Origin of the sequence: Commensalibacter sp. ESL0382 (assembly GCF_009725775.1) — a bacterium.
GTDB lineage: Bacteria > Pseudomonadota > Alphaproteobacteria > Acetobacterales > Acetobacteraceae > Commensalibacter > Commensalibacter melissae.
Genome location: NZ_WNII01000001.1, coordinates 36982 through 55794, shown reverse-complemented (window position 1 = coordinate 55794; position 18813 = coordinate 36982). Strand labels below are relative to the sequence as shown.

Annotated in this window: 20 protein-coding genes; 10 read left to right on the top strand and 10 right to left on the bottom strand. The window is 39.1% G+C overall.

Annotated features, from left to right (window positions below; all coding sequences use genetic code 11):
- Positions 1-153 precede the first annotated feature (153 nt).
- Positions 154-753, top strand: a complete 600-nt coding sequence (gene folE, locus GM552_RS00280; protein WP_155564777.1) for a GTP cyclohydrolase I FolE — start codon at positions 154-156, stop codon at positions 751-753.
- Here the strand turns inward: folE and GM552_RS00275 are convergent, their stop codons facing one another.
- The 5 genes from GM552_RS00275 to fabI all read right to left on the bottom strand — a co-directional run bounded on the left by GM552_RS00275 (position 754) and on the right by fabI (position 4336).
- Positions 754-1095: a hypothetical protein gene (locus GM552_RS00275; RefSeq protein ID WP_110439244.1), complete on the bottom strand. Its 342-nt coding sequence runs from the start codon at positions 1093-1095 to the stop codon at positions 754-756.
- A 27-nt stretch (positions 1096-1122) separates the two neighbouring features.
- Positions 1123-2061 (bottom strand): DnaJ C-terminal domain-containing protein, encoded by a 939-nt coding sequence (locus tag GM552_RS00270; RefSeq protein WP_370533571.1) that lies wholly within the window; start codon positions 2059-2061, stop codon positions 1123-1125.
- A 12-nt stretch (positions 2062-2073) separates the two neighbouring features.
- On the bottom strand, positions 2074-2247 hold the full coding sequence (locus GM552_RS00265; RefSeq protein WP_155564776.1) for a hypothetical protein: 174 nt from the start codon (positions 2245-2247) through the stop codon (positions 2074-2076).
- Positions 2248-2374: 127 nt separating this feature from the next.
- The gene (gene aroC / locus GM552_RS00260; protein ID WP_370533570.1) at positions 2375-3469 is read right to left on the bottom strand and encodes a chorismate synthase; all 1095 of its coding nucleotides are present in this window, start codon (positions 3467-3469) and stop codon (positions 2375-2377) included.
- A gap of 27 nt (positions 3470-3496) precedes the next feature.
- On the bottom strand, positions 3497-4336 hold the full coding sequence (gene fabI, locus GM552_RS00255; RefSeq protein WP_110439241.1) for an enoyl-ACP reductase FabI: 840 nt from the start codon (positions 4334-4336) through the stop codon (positions 3497-3499).
- 333 nt (positions 4337-4669) lie between these two features.
- Between fabI and GM552_RS00250 the strand changes: the two genes are divergently transcribed.
- The 8 genes from GM552_RS00250 to GM552_RS00215 all read left to right on the top strand — a co-directional run bounded on the left by GM552_RS00250 (position 4670) and on the right by GM552_RS00215 (position 12319).
- On the top strand, positions 4670-5545 hold the full coding sequence (locus GM552_RS00250; protein ID WP_155564775.1) for a universal stress protein: 876 nt from the start codon (positions 4670-4672) through the stop codon (positions 5543-5545).
- Positions 5546-5669: 124 nt separating this feature from the next.
- Entirely contained in the window at positions 5670-5990 is a 321-nt protein-coding gene (locus tag GM552_RS00245) for a DUF2849 domain-containing protein (RefSeq protein WP_155568691.1), read from the top strand.
- A 6-nt stretch (positions 5991-5996) separates the two neighbouring features.
- A complete protein-coding gene (locus GM552_RS00240; protein WP_155564773.1) occupies positions 5997-7709 on the top strand; it encodes a nitrite/sulfite reductase in 1713 nt (570 codons plus the stop codon).
- The gene (locus GM552_RS00235) at positions 7696-8181 is read left to right on the top strand and encodes a DUF934 domain-containing protein (RefSeq protein ID WP_155564772.1); all 486 of its coding nucleotides are present in this window, start codon (positions 7696-7698) and stop codon (positions 8179-8181) included. Before GM552_RS00240 ends, GM552_RS00235 begins: the two co-directional genes overlap by 14 nt.
- Positions 8182-8390: 209 nt before the next feature.
- Positions 8391-9005, top strand: coding sequence for a lysophospholipid acyltransferase family protein (locus tag GM552_RS00230; protein ID WP_230872995.1), 615 nt, complete (start codon positions 8391-8393; stop codon positions 9003-9005).
- Positions 9002-10297 (top strand): 3-deoxy-D-manno-octulosonic acid transferase, encoded by a 1296-nt coding sequence (locus GM552_RS00225; protein WP_155564771.1) that lies wholly within the window; start codon positions 9002-9004, stop codon positions 10295-10297. Before GM552_RS00230 ends, GM552_RS00225 begins: the two co-directional genes overlap by 4 nt.
- A complete protein-coding gene (gene lpxK / locus GM552_RS00220) occupies positions 10294-11274 on the top strand; it encodes a tetraacyldisaccharide 4'-kinase (protein ID WP_155564770.1) in 981 nt (326 codons plus the stop codon). The genes GM552_RS00225 and lpxK overlap by 4 nt, the downstream gene beginning before the upstream one ends.
- 100 nt (positions 11275-11374) lie before the next feature.
- Positions 11375-12319, top strand: coding sequence for a lysophospholipid acyltransferase family protein (locus GM552_RS00215; RefSeq protein WP_155564769.1), 945 nt, complete (start codon positions 11375-11377; stop codon positions 12317-12319).
- Here GM552_RS00215 and GM552_RS00210 read toward each other — a convergent pair.
- Entirely contained in the window at positions 12316-13599 is a 1284-nt protein-coding gene (locus tag GM552_RS00210; protein ID WP_196424805.1) for a penicillin-binding protein activator, read from the bottom strand. The two genes, GM552_RS00215 and GM552_RS00210, sit on opposite strands and share 4 nt — an antisense overlap.
- A gap of 104 nt (positions 13600-13703) precedes the next feature.
- Between GM552_RS00210 and rsmI the strand changes: the two genes are divergently transcribed.
- Positions 13704-14627 (top strand): 16S rRNA (cytidine(1402)-2'-O)-methyltransferase, encoded by a 924-nt coding sequence (gene rsmI / locus GM552_RS00205; protein WP_155564767.1) that lies wholly within the window; start codon positions 13704-13706, stop codon positions 14625-14627.
- 3 nt (positions 14628-14630) lie between these two features.
- On the opposite strand, the gene GM552_RS00200 is transcribed toward rsmI, so the two are convergent.
- The 4 genes from GM552_RS00200 to GM552_RS00185 form a co-directional block, all read right to left on the bottom strand.
- Positions 14631-15284, bottom strand: a complete 654-nt coding sequence (locus GM552_RS00200; RefSeq protein WP_155564766.1) for an outer membrane lipoprotein carrier protein LolA — start codon at positions 15282-15284, stop codon at positions 14631-14633.
- Between the two features lie 33 nt (positions 15285-15317).
- A complete protein-coding gene (locus GM552_RS00195; RefSeq protein WP_155564765.1) occupies positions 15318-16481 on the bottom strand; it encodes an iron-containing alcohol dehydrogenase in 1164 nt (387 codons plus the stop codon).
- 90 nt (positions 16482-16571) lie between these two features.
- On the bottom strand, positions 16572-17957 hold the full coding sequence (locus GM552_RS00190; RefSeq protein WP_155564764.1) for a glutamate--cysteine ligase: 1386 nt from the start codon (positions 17955-17957) through the stop codon (positions 16572-16574).
- Between the two features lie 53 nt (positions 17958-18010).
- Positions 18011-18745, bottom strand: a complete 735-nt coding sequence (locus GM552_RS00185; protein WP_155564763.1) for a 16S rRNA (uracil(1498)-N(3))-methyltransferase — start codon at positions 18743-18745, stop codon at positions 18011-18013.
- Positions 18746-18813: the final 68 nt, after the last annotated feature.

The window sequence follows — 18813 nt, the reverse complement described above, 5'->3', positions numbered from 1 at the left end:
GAAAATATAATAAAATCGTGTAGTTTCATTTTAAACAAAACCGTTTAATTTTCCCTTTACAAAATTAATATATATCTTTTTATATTGTCCAAAATTACTTCATACCAAACAGAAACATTGAACAGTTTTACTGGTTTAAAAGATTTATAGAATATGACTGATAAAAAAACTTCCGCCCCCTCTCGTTCAGAAGCTGAAGAAGCGGTGCGTACCCTTATTCGCTGGGCTGGTGATGATCCGGATCGTGAGGGGTTAATAGATACGCCAAGCCGTGTTATAAATGCCTATGCCGAATTTTTTTCTGGCTATAAAGAAAACCCGAAAGAAATCCTTGGCCGAACATTTGAAGAGGTCGGTGGATATAAGGAAATTGTCCTTTTACGTGACATTCGCTTTGAAAGTCATTGCGAACACCATATGGTTCCAATTATTGGAAAGGCTCATGTTGCCTATTTACCCAATAACTATGTCGTCGGCATTTCCAAACTGGCCAGGATTGTAGAGGTTTTTGCCAAAAGATTACAAATTCAAGAAAGAATGACAGCGGAAATCGCCAATATAATCCAAGAGGTATTACAACCTAGAGGGGTCGCTGTAATCATTGAGGCCACTCATCAATGCATGACAACCAGAGGTGTGCATAACCCAAGTGTATCTATGGTTACATCAAAATTGCTTGGTGTTTTCCAACAGGATCAAAATGCAAGAGCAGAACTTTCAGCTTTATTAAATCGTTCTGTTTCATTTATGTAACTAATTGATCTCAATCGTTGAATGATCATCTAGAATACGACGTAAAATTTGTTGAACATCAGGATATTTCTCCGTGGAAATCACTTCACATAAATAACGCATTTGTCGTCGCGTCGTATAAAGCTGATCCAAAAGTTGCAGAACCAAAGACATTGAATCTTCTGCCACTCCTAAATGATCCCTTAATTCAAGAATTAATTTGGCCCTTGCCTCATCAATCTCCTTAAATAAATAATTTCCCTCTTTCTTTTCTGGCCTCAACCATTGATTGTTTATCCAGTGATAGACATCATTGGCTGTTATTTCAGGTAAATTATAGCATAACATTTCAAGGGTTATCATTTTCTTTCCCTTTTACATTTTTTAGATTTAATTGGATTGATCAATGGATTTACGTAAAAACTCTTCCAAAGCGGGATCGACTTTACCAATCGTAATTTGTAAAGTTACATACAGATTCCCAGCCTCAAGATTTTTACGGGGTGGAATACCCCGTCCACGTAACCTTAGTACAGTTCCGCTATCTGAATGAGCCGGCACATTTAACGCAACCTCGCCGGTAGGAGTTGGAACAGTCAGCTTACCGCCCAAAACCGCTGTCTTTAGATCAACAGGCCACGTCATTCTTATATCCTGACCATCTCTTTTAAAATAGGCATGAGGCATTACCTGAATGGTAATCAAGGCATCCCCGGCAGGACCATTTTGAAAGCCAGGATCCCCTTTTCCGCGCAACCTTAAGGTCTGACCATCATCAATTCCAGGAGGGATTTTAACATCAAGTGTTCCCCCTTCAGGTAAGGTAATTCTCGATGTTGTACCATTAACTGCATCCAGAAAACTAATTTTCAGACTATAGCGTCGATCCTGCCCTTTCTGTGGACCTCTACTGGATCTTCCTTGAGAAAAACCCCGACCAGAGAAACCACCCCAGCCACCACCGCCAAACCGGTTCAATATATCCTGCAAATCATCCTCGGAAAATTGATTACCGTGCATTCCTTCACCCTGACTGTACCGAAATCCTTGCGCTCCATCAGCATAATGACGATATCCGGCACCTCCCCCCGGAAAGCCCTGTTCCTGACCATGAATGTCAATCTCACCACGATCAAAACGGGCCCTCTTTTCTGGATCTGAAAGCAATTCATTCGCAACGCTAATCGCTTTAAATTTATCCTCAGCCTCTTTATTTCCGGGATTTAGGTCAGGATGATATTTTTTGGCCAATTTTCGATACGCTTTACGTATCTCATCCTGACTGGCTGTTTTCGATATTCCCAAAATGGTATAAGGATCTAAACTCACTGCACTTTTCTCTTAATTTTCTATCATTATGGCTTTGAAATCGATTTCATCGGATAAAGTAATCAACAACGCCTCAAACACATCTGCTGGAATGCCTTTTGCAGCAGAGTTTCTTGCCACCTTAATTAATTGATCCCTTACAAATTCTTTTTCAAAATCAGTATTCTGTTTTTTATTATCATCCATAGTCTGGCAGTCCCAATAAACTTTGAAACCAAAATTTATTTTTTAAAAGTATAACCACATTTTCATTAAACTTGAAATCAAAATAGCTGATTATTTATAAAATACAGTTCATCAATATAATGTTCTATTATTTATGAATTATCTCCCCAAATTTTCCGATTTGACCGCGATGCCTTAACCAATGATCTGCCAAGACACAGGCAAGCATGGCCTCTCCAACTGGAACAGCCCGTATACCGACACAAGGATCATGTCGACCTTTGGTAATTACTTCAACAGATTCACCTTCTGAATTAATTGAGGGTTGAGGGACAAGAATTGAGCTTGTCGGTTTAACTGCAAAACGAACCACAATTGGTTGACCGCTGGAAATACCGCCCAGAATACCGCCCGCATGATTAGAGGCAAATGAAAGCTTGCCATTTTCAAGATATATAGGATCAGCATTCTCTTCACCCCGTAGGGTTGCAGCGGCAAAGCCTTCACCGATTTCAACAGCTTTTACGGCATTGATACTCATCATGGCCTGGGCAATATCAGCGTCCAGTTTTCCATAAATTGGCGCCCCCAATCCTGCGGGAACCCCTTCGGCCACCACTTCAATCACCGCACCGATGGATGACCCAGCCTTACGGATTATGGATAATTCATTCCTCCAGATCTCGACCATTTGTGCATCGGGACAAAAAAAATCATTTTTTTTAACCTCGTCCCATGACCATCGGTCACGATTGATTTTTTTATCCCCAATCTGAATTAGGGCCCCACGAATAAAAATTGAATTTCCCAAAATCAAACGGGCAATCGCTCCAGCAGCAACACGCATGGCTGTTTCCCTGGCTGAAGATCTTCCTCCCCCTCGATAATCCCGTATACCATATTTCAAATCATAGGTAATATCTGCATGACCTGGACGGTAGGACTGAGCGATATTGGAATAATCCTTGGAACGCTGATTGGTGTTTTCAATCAATAATGATATAGGAGTGCCTGTCGTTTTACCTTCAAACACACCTGATAATATCTTCACCTGATCGGGCTCATGACGCGTGGTTGTAAATGAGGATTGTCCAGGTCTGCGTAAATCCAGCCAAGGTTGAATCAATTTCTCAGAAAGCGGAATCAAGGGAGGACACCCGTCAACAACACAACCGATTGCAGGCCCATGACTTTCCCCCCATGTCGTAACCCTGAACAAGCTTCCAAAACTATTACACGACACGTTACTGTTCACTCACTGTAAAATTGATTAATTATCTGACAAGGCAATATCAGGTGCATCAGGATTTTTCATTCCAACCAGATGATAACCACAATCAACATGATGTATTTCACCTGTGACCCCTCTAGATAAATCAGAAAGGAAATATAAACCCGCCCCGCCAACTTCATCAATGGTAACATTACGTTGTAAAGGAGAATTAAGCTGATTCCATTTCAGGATATAACGGAAATCGCCTATTCCACTTGCCGCCAATGTTTTGATAGGACCAGCGGAAACCGCATTGACACGAATATTATCAGGTCCAAGATCTGCTGCCATATACTGCACAGAAGCCTCCAAAGCTGCCTTGGCTACACCCATAACGTTATAATGAGGCATCACACGTTCAGATCCCAGATATGTCAAGGTAAGAAGTGATCCACCATCTGGCATTAATCTTGCGGCCTCTTTTGCAACAGCAGTAAAAGAATAGCATGAGATATCCATGGCTGTTAAAAATGCCTCTCTAGGAGTATCAACATAACGTCCACGCAAATATTGTTTATCAGCCCATCCAATCGCATGAACAACAAAATCTAGTTTTCCCCATTTTTGGGCAATATCTTCAAATACGTTGCTGATATCCTCATCTTTACTGACATCACAAGGCAAAAGATAGGTTGATCCCAAACTTTCGGCCAAAGGGGCGACCCTTTTTTTCAAGGCATCTCCCTGATAAGTAAAAACAAGCTCTGCCCCTTGTAACGCACAAGCACGCGATATTCCCCATGCTATCGAATGATTATTGGCCAAACCCATAATCAAACCGCGTTTTCCTTGCATCAAATTTCCCTTTACAGGCAAAACATCATTTTTCGTTATCATAACACCCCTTAATAGATTTTTTGTTTTTGTATGTCTTTTGACAATTAAAAAGTAGCCAGAACAATTCCTAAATTGGCGTTCATTTTAAAACAAAAAAAAAAGAAAAGAAATCATTTTCATTATGGATACAATCTTTAGAGATTAAACCCAAACATTATCAAATAATACCCCTCAACTTTTTGTTTTAATTAAGCTCCAGCATTCCTGTCACAAAAATGTGATTCTTTTCAGCGCTCTATTTCAGCCTAGAATTCATTTTATCTATTAAAAAATCAAATAAGCGATTAATATCCAAGATTATACCCCGTTTATTTTAAGGAAAGGGAATAAACAATGCTTAGCGTCAAGAAAATACTCATTCCTATTCAAGGCACCCCTTTATCTGAATCTACTCTAACCACTGCCTATTACCTCTCAAAAAACTATAATGCTCATCTTGCCGTTATCCATATTCAACCCGATAGAAAAGACCTTATTCCGCTTACTAGTGAGGGATTGTCCGGATCCATGATTGAAGAGGTCATGAATGTTGCCGCCTCAGAAAATCAAAAACGGTTAAAACTTGCCCGAGAAATTTTCGATAATTTTATCGATAAATACAATATCGAATTAACCGACCCAGACCTTACTGAACCTGCTAAGGAAAAAATTACGGCCAGTTTCACCAATATGGTTGGGCGGGAAAATGAATTAATTACCTACTGGGCACGCTTGTCCGACATAACGGTGATTTCTCACCCCGATTCAGACAGTGAAATTTCCTCTTCCGAAGCACTTCATACCCTATTATTCGATAGTGGCCGCCCCATCATTATTGCCCCCAAACAAAAACCCCTTACAACCGGCAAAAAAATCTGTATCTGCTGGAATGGCAGCGCAGAATCAGCCGCCGCCCTGCATGCAAGTTTGAGATGGCTTCATTATGCTGAACAGGTCTATATCCTATATACGAATGATTATGAAAATCATGATAAGAAAATTCAAGATGTTGTTAACTATCTCAAATTCCATAACATTCAAGCAACTCCCCATCAATTGGGCAATGACAGGGATGTTGGAAATACAATCCTTTCAACCTGTAATGAGATAGGAGCGGACATGTTATGCATGGGTGCCTATTCCCACCCACGTTGGCAGCAGCTGATTCTGGGAGGGGTCACACGTTACATGCTTGAAAACGCCAATATATCTGTCTTGATGAATCGATAAAACATCATCTTCATTTATCCTTATGGTAAAAGGATAATTTTTCCTTTTACTATTTTTTTGTGTAATTATAAAAAATAATGTTATATATACATACTTGTATAGTTATAAAAAGGAATTACCTATTGTGGTTTCTCAAGACAGGCAGGCCGATCAATCTGATTATTATGTTTTAACCGCAAATCGTCTTCTGGATGGGCGGGTTGTGTGGTTCACCCCGCAAGAATATTGGGGGATAATGCTGGAAGACGCCCAACTTTTTTCCAATAAGGAAAATGCCGAAAAAAAATTGCAGGAAATCATCCAGTCCAATACTGCCCATTTTTTAATTGATTTACATTATGTAGAATTAATAAACCCTTTCCATCCAGCATCAGCACGTGAAAATATTAGAGCGTTTGGTCCCAGTACACATCCTGAATTTAATCCACGCTCTATAATAAGATGATTATCAATGAAACAGTTTCCATCCCATGATACCGATTCAAACACCATAAAAGTCATTGGTCGTTATAACTATGACGAAATTGATTTTGATTTTTTAAAAGAAAGAATCAATCAATTCAGGTCACAGATTGAAAGACGGCTGAATGGTGAACTTTCTGAAGATGAATTTAAACCTTTACGATTGATGAATGGTGTATACCTTCAATTACATTCCTATATGCTTCGTGTCGCCATCCCATATGGTATTTTATCATCAAGAATGTTGCGTGGTTTGGCATATATTGCCCGTTACTACGATCGTGGATATGGTCATTTCACTACCCGTCAGAACATACAATTTCATTGGACAAAACTAGAGGAGGTCCCCGATATTCTAACGTATCTGGCATCTGTTGAAATCCATACCATCCAAACCAGTGGAAATTGTATCCGTAATATCACCAGTGATGAATTTGCTGGTGTGGCGCAAGATGAGATCTTGGATCCCCGTATTTATGCAGAAATTATGCGTCAATGGTCAACGCTTCACCCTGAATTTTCATTTTTGCCCCGAAAGTTCAAGATTGCTATAAGTGGCTCTTCAAATGATCGTATCGCTGCTTGTTTTTATGATATTGGCATATTAACCCGTCGCAATGAACAGAATAAACCCGTTTTTGAAATCTGGGTTGGTGGTGGCCTGGGCCGCATTCCGGTTAAAGGCAAAATCATCCGTAATGACTTGCCCCCTGAACATTTGCTTGCTTATCTTGAAGCCATTATCCGTGTTTATAATCTGCATGGAAGTCGAAATAATTTATATAAATCGAGAATCAAAATTCTTGTAGAGAATCTTGGTATAGATGCTTATCGCAAACAGGTTGATAAAGAATTTGATACCATGGATTTAGAACAATACCGTTTGTCTGACGATATCATAAATTCGATTCACAAACGTTTTGGTCATCCCAATCTTGCCGATATCCCAAACGCTTCTGAAACCATGAAAAAACATCAGCAAAACAATCCGGAATTTGACCGATGGGTAAAACATAACAGCCACCCTCATTTTCATAAAGATTATATAGCAACCGTCATTTCCCTTAAAAACATCGGGGAAACACCTGGTGACATGACAGCAGATCAAATGAATGCTCTGGCCAATCTGGCGGAGGAATATTCCTTCGGGGAAATTCGTGTGACTCATTTACAAAATCTTGTCTTGGGACATGTCAGAAAAGACCAATTATTTTTTCTATGGCAGGCTTTGCAAAAATATCGGCTGGCAATGCCAAATCAGGGATTAATTACAGATATTGTCTGCTGTCCCGGACTTGATTACTGCTCCTTGGCAAATGCGCGGTCAATCTCTGTCGCCAAGGAAATAATGTCTCTATTTCAGGATATCCGTTTACAGGAAAAAATAGGTCCCATACATATTGGAGTCGATGGATGTATCAATTCCTGTGCCCATCATCATATCATGAATATTGGTGTTTTGGGGGTTAATAAAAAGGGGGAGGAATTCTATCAAATAAAACTTGGCGGATCTTCCTATAAAGACAGAGCCGCAATAGGTTCCATACTAGGAGCGGCACTTACTGCGGAGGAAGCGGTTGATGCCGTTCGCAGGCTAATCGATTTTTATCTTGAGCAACGTCATGAAAATGAATATTTTATTGATACTTACAATCGCCTAGGTATCAGCCCATTCAAGGAAATTGTCTATGCTACTGCTTAAAGATGGTGAAATTATTGATAATCCCTGGATTGTAATTGAAAATAATTTACCAACATCGTTACCTGATTATCCGATCCTGTCGCAAACGCTTTTATCCACGCTTGACAATATCGATAAAATTCATCAACCACTTGGTGTTTTATTGCCATGCGATCAAGATATTAAACACTTAAGACCTTATCTTGAAAAGCTCTCCCTTATTGTCCTGGATTTTCCCTCTTTTAAAGATGGCAGGGCTTTTTCACAAGCTCGTCAAATCAGAGAGCATCTAAAATTTACAGGAGAACTACGGGCAATTGGGCATATTCTTCCCGATCAATATCAATTTCTAACCAGGGTTGGTTTTACAACCATCTTGATCCCAGATAATGCCAATATAGCGAGTTGGAAAGAAAATAGACAGCATTTTACAATCGGTTTTCAGTCTTCCGTTTTAAAAGAGCCCAAACAGGGTTTGGTAAGAAAGCTTTAGGTCTCTTACAAGTAACGATATATTTTAAAATATACTGTTATCTAACTAATAAAATAAAATCTTGTTCAAATTGTACAATAGCTTCCTATATCAATCATATGTAAATCTTTATCACCATCAGTTTCAAACAGCATTTTATCCATTTTCAAATGTTTGCCTCCATAAAAAAAATAATTCAAAATAGTTTAATCTTTATTTTAAGAGGTTATTTGAAACTGGCCTTACAAACAACATGTTGGCAATTTGATATTGACCCGCAAGCACGCTCTTTACTTACTTGTAGGGATGGTCAACCCGCCCTTGTCATTTTTTGGCATGAAACCCTGATCCTTTCACCACGTTTATGGTGGTGGGCCTTACCTCAGAACCCTTATCTGACCCTATATGTACTTATTAGTAAAAATAATGACGGACGCCTCATCAGCAAAATTGTTAATCCCTGGCGAATATGGACAGTACAAGGATCTGCCAATAAAAACGGACAAGATAAAGGTGGAGCGACCGCTTTCCGCAAACTTCTAAAATTATCCAAAGCAGGTCATCTGATCGCCATCATGCCCGATGGGCCAAGAGGCCCACGCCATCATTTACATCCGGGATTGATCAAGCTTGCCTTACTTGCCAAAACTAAAATCGTACCTGTCGGAGCTTATTGCAGCTCAATACGCCTAAACAACTGGGATAAATTGATCGTCCCCTTACCGTTCGGTAAAGGAAAAATGGTTTGTCGCACACCTATCGAGGTCACAAAGAAAAATTATGATACAATTGAAACAGAAATCATTAACCAACTACATCAAGCCAACCAGCTGGCACAATCATGAAAACCATAATTGAGGATCATTTTCTTTTATCAGCCTGGACAGCATTAACGAATTGTTTGTCTCCCTTTTTACCATTTTATCTTCAAAACCGTTGCAAAAAGGGTAAAGAAATTCCCAACCGCCTTAAAGAAAGGCAAGGTTATCCTACCCAATCCAGACCTGCCGGTTCAATCATACAGTTTCATGCCGCAAGTGTTGGAGAACTTGTTTCCATTTTTTCGGTCATTCAAGCCATTCATTTTCAGGATTCCAGCCAGAGTTTTTTGATTACAACAGGAACAGTTACCTCCTTTCGTATCTTAGAAAATTTCATGTCGCATCATCCAATATTAGCCAGACATATTATTCATCAATTTATACCCCTCGATATTCCACAATGGATCAGTCGTTTTTTAACTTATTGGCATCCATCCCTTATTGTTCTGGCAGAAAGTGAAATCTGGCCCAATCTTATCAAAGAGGCCTGCCAAAAAAAAATACCGCTTGCTTTAATCAACGGACGCCTTTCCGATCGCTCATTAAAAAACTGGAAAATTTGTCCATCCCTTATCCAAAACATTCTATCACGTTTTCAATGGATCGTTTCCCAATCTGAACATGACCAAAATAATTTTGCACATCTACAGATTACAACCGATTATTTAGGCAATTTAAAACAAACAGCACAAAAACTCCACTTTAATTCTCAAGAATTGGTCGAGTTAGAAAACTATTTTAATAATTCTCCAATCTGGCTGGCAGCATCAACCCATCCTAACGAAGAAACCCTTATTGCCAAAACGCATGCTGTATTAAGAAAAAAATGGCCCAACCTTATTACAATCATTGTACCACGCCATCCTGAACGAGGACAGGAAATCATTAATGAGATAGGAATGGTTGCCCAACGCAGTAAACATGAGCTTCCTTTTGAAAACGGTTTATGGCTCTGTGACACTTTAGGAGAGCTTGGACTATTTTACAGATTGGCTGACATTGTATTTATAGGCAACAGTCTTGATGTTGTTCATAAAGGGGGTGGTCATAATCCATTTGAAGCTGCGCGATTAAATTGTACCATTGCAACTGGACCCAAAATACATAATTTCAGACAGGCTTATTATCATTTGCAGAAAGCGGTTACAATAATTCACACCATAGACGATCTGACAAACTGGGTTGATAAAATGCTGTCCGACCCACAATTGAGAAAAAAACAAGCCTGTCTGGCCTTGGAAATCATGGAACAAAAAAGCAATCTTGCTACGGATATAGGTACTCATCTTCTAAAATTAGCAAGGCAATCCATATGAAGGCTCCCTTTTTCTGGCAACAATATCCTCCCACACCAACAGCAAAAATTTTAACCCCCTTTTCGTTCATAACCTCACTTATCACCCGTTATCAAATAAACAAACCAGGCTGGCATGCCCCTATTCCTGTTCTCTGTTGTGGAAATTTGACTATTGGTGGCACAGGAAAAACTACCGTAGCGCTGGAAATGGGTCATTATTGCCAACAACAATCAATTCCTTTTGCATTTTTGACACGTGGCTATAAAAGAAAAAGCAGAATTGCAGAACCATTTATGGTTGATCTCAATCAGCATAATGCCAAAGATGTTGGTGATGAAGCCCTTTTATTGGCCCGACTTGCACCAACGTGGATTGGTGGCAATCGAGCCGCATCGGCCAAAGCAGCAATAAAGAAAAGTCCTGTAAAATTACTAATCATGGATGATGGTTTGCAAAACCCTACCCTGTATAAAGATCTATCCATCCTAGTTGTTGATGGTGTAACAGGTTTTGGAAATCAAAGACTTTTGCCTGCCGGCCCTTTACGACAACCTGTTATACAAGGGCTTAAAACAGTCAAAACCTGTATTTTTATTGGCAAAGATAAAACAGGGCTTTTACCCATGATTACATCCCATGTACCTGTTTTCAGGGCAAATCTAACAATGAATCCTGCCATTCGACGGTTTTCTAATCAATCTGTTATCGCCTTTGCAGGCATTGGACGACCTGAAAAATTTTTTCAAACCTTAAAAGATAACCAACTTATCCTTTCAAAAACAATTTCATTTCCAGATCATCATCATTACTCAAACAAAGACCTAAACAAGCTTTTATCACTTCATCGCCATTATCAATTGCCCCTGGTAACAACACCCAAGGACTATGTTAGGTTACCAGATCAATTCAGACCTTTGGCCACCCCACTAGAGGTTTGTTTGACATGGCACGATCCCGCATCTTTACAAAAGCTATTTCATATGATTCATTTCTAACCAGTTTACTTTTCAAGATTTCTCTATATCTTTTCTATGTAATCTTTTAGACTGTCATCCATTCCGTTTTAGTAAAATCCATTCAATAAAAATTTCCTTCATGTCCTTGCCCTTACCATCCCGTCAGATTATTTCCAATTGGTTGAAACAATGTTCATATTACGGTGAATATCTGATCGCTGAAATTTGTATAAACCTGTTACAAAAACTTTCTCCAGAACAAGCCTCCAATCTAGGTGGATGGATTTGTCAAAAAATTGGCACGAAACTTCCCGTTTCCAAAATAGCTGATAGAAATCTAAAATTTGTCATGCCTGATCTGTCCTTGCAGCAAAGACAAAAAATTATAGCAGGCGTATGGGAAAATCTTGGAAGAACGGTTGGAGAATTTCCACATCTTGCTAATCTTGAACAAAATACCAAACAAGGTGCGGGCTGGGAAATCATTGGGGAAAATTATTTAATTGGACAGGCAAAGCATAAAGGACCGGTTTTATTTGTATCAGGTCATCTTGGAAACTGGGAAATGTTGCCACCGGGGGTTGCACAATATGGGGTTCCTTTTTCTTCTTTTTTCCGTGCAGCTAGCAATCCCTATGTAAATGAGCTTATCCTTCAATTACGATATCAAGCCATGCAACAAAAAATTCCCATGTTTGCAAAGGGAGCAAAAGGGGCAAAACAAGCATTAAGACACCTTTTACAAGGAAAAAGACTTGGTGTTCTAAGTGATCAGAAGATGAATGATGGCATTCGGGTTAATTTTTTTGGAAAACCTGCAATGACCTCTTCCGCTGTTGCAAACCTGGCCCTGAAATTACGTTGTCCCATCATTCCCGGTTATGTAAAACGACTAGGACCTGCAAGACTGCGCATTATTGTCGAAACACCCATTGATTATTCGGATCTGGTCGAAAACAATATAGAAAATGTTCGAATATTAACCCAACGCATAAATGACAAAATTGAAGAATGGATAAGGAAACAACCAGAGCAATGGCTCTGGCTGCATAAAAGATGGCCAAAAGAATACTATAAACCCTAATGTGTCATACTGCCCGATGTATTATCTTTTGGAGTTGAAATCATTTTTCCTCCACCAAAGGACTGAATTTCAAAAATCTGTAAATCACGTTTTACTGTTCCATCGGGATGCAGGGCAAAAAAGCCATCAATACCATTAAATCCATCCGGTCGCGTTAGATTTTCTATTGAGAAACCACCTAGACGTTTTCTCAAACTGTTTGCCAATGCAGCTGAATCATAGGTGAAGTCCGCTAGGGGTTTTGGAGTTTGTCCATATCTTGCCATATATTGCCGGATAAATTCCTGACGTTTAACCGGATTGGGCGCGACATACCAGGCCCCTTTTAATTTTCCCAATTTACCGGCAAAAGATGACCATAAAGTAGGTCCCATAATCCTGACCTGGCTTGTAGAAACCTGCACTTCATTCATCGCATTGATAACAGACTGCAACTGTAATCCTGTATCAGCCAAAAGCAAGGCGTCAAACGGAGGTTTATCCAGTTTCAGTTTTTTTGTCTCGACCTTTTTTTCAGGTTTTGAAGGAATAAGTTCATTTTGTAAACTATCTCCATCTTCCTTGGGTCCATTCGCTGCAGTGGTATCAGTTGAATTCTGGTTTTGAGAGTTTATTTTAGCCGCTTCCGTTCTTTCATCAAAATTTGACATTGATTTCAATTTTTGTGTGATGTCAGACAGGTCAGCCGCATGATACACGATTGTGGGTTGCATCAATCCCTGATCAGAGCAGCTTTTAATTAATCCATCTGCCATTGCCCGACCAAAACTGTTATCAGGTAAAAAAGCCGCAAATTTCATTCGCCCTTCATTTTTGGCTGCTTTTACCAAAGTTTCAATTTGCTGATTTTGCGTAATTCCAAAAATCCACACATTTGAAGATGCAATTGAAGCATTACTGCTATAAGAAAGAACCGGAATATTGACCGCACCAGTCACTGCTGCAACCTCTGTTGTATCCTTAGCTGTCAAGGGACCAAGAATAATGCCATCACCTGCCTCAATGGCTTTATGGGCTGCTGCAGAAGCCCCACCCGTTTCTGCCGTATCATGAACGTCGAGTGCAGAGGGTTCATCAATGGCGAGCCGGGCGGCTTTTAACATATTGTTTCCCAATCCGCCATTTCTCCCCGTCAAGGGAAGAAGAAGCCCAATTTGTTTTTTGGAAGGTTGTTGCAAATTTTGAGTAGGTGTCGTAATAGGAGTATTATTATCACTATGACTAGAAGAACAAGCTGCCAGCAAGCATACAGGGATAGTGACCTTTAACAAATTTGCCATAAAAGAATTCAATCCCAAACAATTTTGTTTAAAAGGTATTTTCTGCTCTATCAATAGTATTCTCCTTTGATTTAATCAAAATCTGATTATCAGTTATTATTAAAATGCAAAAACAAAATATTCAATCAAATATTAACACAATCCAATCAAACAGGCTTTTACATAATCGTACCATTGAAAATAATGCTCGATTTTTTCTGGTTTCGACACCAATTGGCAATCTTGGTGACCTAAGTTTTCGTGCCAAAATGATTTTACAGGAATGCGATTTGATTTTATGTGAAGATACACGGGTCAGTGCAAAACTTCTATCAACCTATGGTATTACAACCCCAACCGAATGCCTGCATCAACATAATGAAACCCATCGTATCCATCATGTTTTAAATTTACTTCACCAAGGTAAAAAAATTGCATTGATTTCTGATGCAGGCACCCCTTTGGTATCTGATCCAGGATATCAACTAACCCATGCTGTCATAAAAGAAAATATTAAAATTACAGCCATTCCCGGCGCAAATGCAGCTTTAATGGCATTAACTTTATCAGGACTTCCACCACATCCCTATTTATTTATTGGTTTTCCGCCACCAAAATCAACAGCTCGGCAAAATTCTTTTGCTATCTTAAAGGCAGTAGAAAATATAGGACTAACCCCAACCTATATCTGGCATGAAGCACCCCATCGATTGATCGATATGCTAAAAGATTTGAAAGAGGTTTTTGGCGAAAATCGTGAGGCAGCCGTAGCTAGAGAATTGACAAAAAAATTCGAAGAAATTCAACGTGGTAATTTAAAATCTTTGCTTGATCAATTTTCCCAAATCTCACCAAAAGGTGAAATGATTGTATTATTGGCCCCTCCATCTTCAGAAAAAAATAACCATGATATGATAGATCTTGATGCAAATCTTATTGAGGCCTTAAAAACAATGTCCATTAAAGACGCTGCCCAAGTTGTGTCCACCGCTCTTCACTTGCCCAAAAAAATTGTTTATAAACGTGCGCTTGAACTGCAAAAAATATAATCCCTATTCATCATCCTTAAAATGAATGTTAAATAACTCATCAGAAACAGATTTTTTAGGATGAAGGTCATACAAGTCAACTTTGGTAACCTGACCCTGCGCATCAACGACCTCCCATCCTCTTAAAACCATATAATTTTGATTGAATATCAACGTCAAGCTTCCTTCTGAAGGAGAGGCCGTCCTGACAACCGTGACCTGAATTAAACCATTTTCCTTTTCATATTTAACAATCGTGACATCTCCGGAAAAATGAAGATCCGGCTTTAATAACAGTCCTAATGGATTTTGATCAATTGGAATAGTGGTTGTTTGACCAACAGCTCCATCATGAAAAACCATTTTCCCTTCATTCGCTACCAACAATAATTGACTGGGTTTATCATATTCAAACCTGATCCGCCCTGGACGCTTGATCCAAACCTGTCCAGTGCTTCGTTGACCATTCGGGGCAATCTGCTGAAAATTGGCTTTCATTATTGTCAGATTATCAATCCAATTTTCCAACTGCTGAATATTATTTAGCTGCTTGGACGTCAGTGTCACACCCGTCATTGCATTCCCAGTCTTATCCTGAGCAAAAGCAAGATTTCTTAAACCCATCATTTCCAAAACGGCAATAAAACAGCAAATGGAAACAACTTTCAACAATCGCATGGCAAAACCCTTTTAGCAGAAATGTAATTATTGTTACAGACTTGCCTGCACAATACGATAACTTACATCAGGTGTAATATTTTTTCTTTCCCCCAATGCGGTCATATGATGTCTCTTTAATTGCTCAATTACCTTTTCCGCAGCATTATTATCAATATCATATTCGTGTAAATAGGTTTTTACACCAAAACTTTCAAAAAATTCCCTTGTTTTCCTGATTGCTTCATCAATAATCTTTTCATCACTATATCCTGTTAATCCCCATACTCTCTTACCATATTGAAGAAGTTTTTCACGTTTATCTTGACGCATTTCCTCTAATAAGGATGGAAGTACAATCGCCAAAGTCTGCCCATGATCAAGACCATACAAAATTGTCAGTTCATGTCCAATCATATGAGTGGCCCAATCTTCCGGAACCCCTGCGGCAATCAAGCCATTTAGAGCCATTGTTGCTGCCCATACAAAATTTGCGCGAGATTCATAATCCTCTGGATTATTATAGGTCTTTGGACCCTCTTCAATTAAAGTTAACAAAATCCCTTCAGCAAAACGATCTTGAATGGATCCATTAACTGGATAAGTCAAATATTGTTCTGTAGTATGGACAAAAGCATCAATAATTCCGTTTGCAACTTGCTTTTTCGGTAAACTGAATGTTTTCGTTGGATCCAGAATAGAAAATACAGGATATAAAAGCTCGTTTTTAATCGGCAATTTATCTTCTGTTGTCTTCCGTGAGATAACAGCATTACTGTTCATTTCCGAACCTGTTGCCGGTAAGGTCAAAACAAATCCGAAAGGAACAATCTGCTGAATATCTTTTCCACCATCAAGTACCAATTTCCAAGGATCATCCTTGCAATGTACTGCCCCGGCGATAAATTTGGTCCCGTCCATGACAGATCCTCCGCCAACGCCCAATATAAAATCAAAATTTTCCTGACGAATTTTCTCAACAGCTTTCATGAGAGTTTCAAAAATAGGATTGGCTTCTATTCCTTCAAAAATCTCGACATGACGACCACCCAATGCCTTTTGTACCTCAGCAAGGGTTCCATTTTTGCGAACACTGCCCCCTCCTATAGTAATTAGTACTTTTGCATTTTTAGGAATTAAGCTGTTCAATTTTTCAATTGTATTTTGTCCGAAAACGATACGTGTTGGATTATAAAATTCAAAATTTTGAATCGACATGACTAAATTCCTTTTATAAAATCAATTTATTAATTTACAATATTCAACCTTAATGACTCAAAGAACAATAAAATTAATTTTTTATCTTCCCTAAATCATAGACTCTTTCATAATTCGCCTTACATCTCCCCCCCAAACCGTTTCATAACGGTGTAACCAATATTCAGACTGGGTTGGACCTCCCTCAGCAATTTCAAATAGGGGAATCAGATACTTGGTTTCATCATCACCATTCTCATCCTTAAAATTGCGATTTTTCAATCCTTGTTGAGCCAACTGAAGAAGACGCCTCATAAATTCCCTAAGGTTTTCTCTACCGATTGATGCTGACAATCCCTGTCCGATCACTTTATTTCTTAAAGCTTTATAGAAAGACCATTCCTGTTCCCTGACCAGTTTTTCCACAGCCAGCAACGTTGAAGAATCATACAATAATCCCGTCCAGAAAGCCGACATTGCAATCATCATTTCCCTTGATCCTGCATCCGCACCCCGCATTTCAAGATATTGTTTCAAACGGACATCAGGAAAGGCAACTGTTATATGGTTTTTAAAATCTCCCATGGTCAGTTTCTCATGCTCCAAACCCGCAGGTGTTCTACCCTGTATCCATGCCCGAAAAGATGCCCCGGAAACATCAATCATCTTACCATGACGAATGACAAAATACATCGGCACATCCAACAGCCACTCGATATAGTGTTCAAAACCAAAATGATCGTCAAAAAAAACATCGGGCATACCTGCACGCTGATTATCCGTATCTGTCCAGATATATGCACGCATTGACTGCAACCCGCTCGGTTTTCCTTCATAAAAGGGTGAATTTGCAAATAGAGCGGTAAATATGGGCTGTAAAGCCAAAGATACACGCATTTTACGTGCCATGTCTTTTTCTGAAGAAAAATCCAGGTTGACCTGAACTGTACAAGTTCTTGTCATCATATCCAGGCCAAGTTTTCCAACCTTTGGCATATAGGCTTTCATAATTTCATATCGCTTTTTGGGCATCCAGGGCATTTGGTCACGTCGTGCAAACGGATGAAATCCCAAAGGAGAAAATCCCAATGCCAAAGAGTCAGCAGCACGATGCATATCCTGAAAATGCAAATCCATTTCCCGGCGCGTTTCATGCAGAGTTTCAACAGGCGCCCCAGATAGCTCAAATTGTCCAGCCGGTTCAAGGGAAATCGCACCCCTGTCACCATTAAATCCGATAAGGTTATTCATATCGTAAAGCGGCTGCCAGCTTTCATGCTGATCTTGAATATTTTTTAAAACATCCTCTATTCCATCCGGTTTATAAGCGGGAGGGAATAAATAATCACGATCATTCTGAGAATTAATGAATCCAAATTTTTCATGCTCAGTACCAATACGCCAATTTTGAACAGGTTTACATCCACCGGCCAAATAATCAGCCAATTGTTTTACGGAAGTTACTAGAGTCTGATCATGATCAATTAAACTGGACATATACAATCTATCTACATTTACATTTTTAAAAAAGAAGTAATTATTATACTATATTAAGCTTTTACATAAGGAAATAATTTTGCAAGTCCTGCAGCAATAGCTGTTTCCGCTTTTAAAACAAGATTTCCCAAGGATATAGGAAGTATAAATTTATAAGAAAGTAATTTTTCGATTTCACATTCATCAAACCCTCCTTCGGGACCAATAAGGAGCCCTTCGTTTCCATTATATAATGGTTGAAAAGTTGCATCAATCTTTCTTTCATTTCCACGCTCTAGCGCTATCAGCAAAGGCTTGTCCTGTGGCCAAACATCACAAATTTCGAATAGGGAACAAAGTGACCTTATTTCGGGAATGGTCAAACGGTTACTTTGTTCTGCAGCCTCTTTGGCGATAGCCAGTAACCTTTCATCTTTAATTCTTTGACTGTTTGTTCGCAATGTCTGAACAGGCTGAATAATTCTGACCCCCAATTCAGTCGCCATACGAACAGCCAAATCTGTTGCATCTCGTTTCAAGGGTGCAAAAAGCAAGGTTGGTCCATGAGCAAGAATGGGTAACCTTACCTGCTCCAACAGATGAACAACCCCTTTGTTTTTGGATATATGCTCTATTTCACCAATCCACTCTCCATCTCGGTTATTAAACAAAATAACTCTGCCACCTTTTTTCAATCGTAAAACATTTCCTAGATAATGAACAATTGTAGCGGATAAATAACAAGGTTCATTTGCAACCAATGTTATAGATTGATCTAAATCAATATAGATACGCGGTACAAAAGACATTCATTCCACCATTCTGTAACAAAATATTCAAACAATCTTTTTCTAGTAAAAAAACAGTTTTATACTAT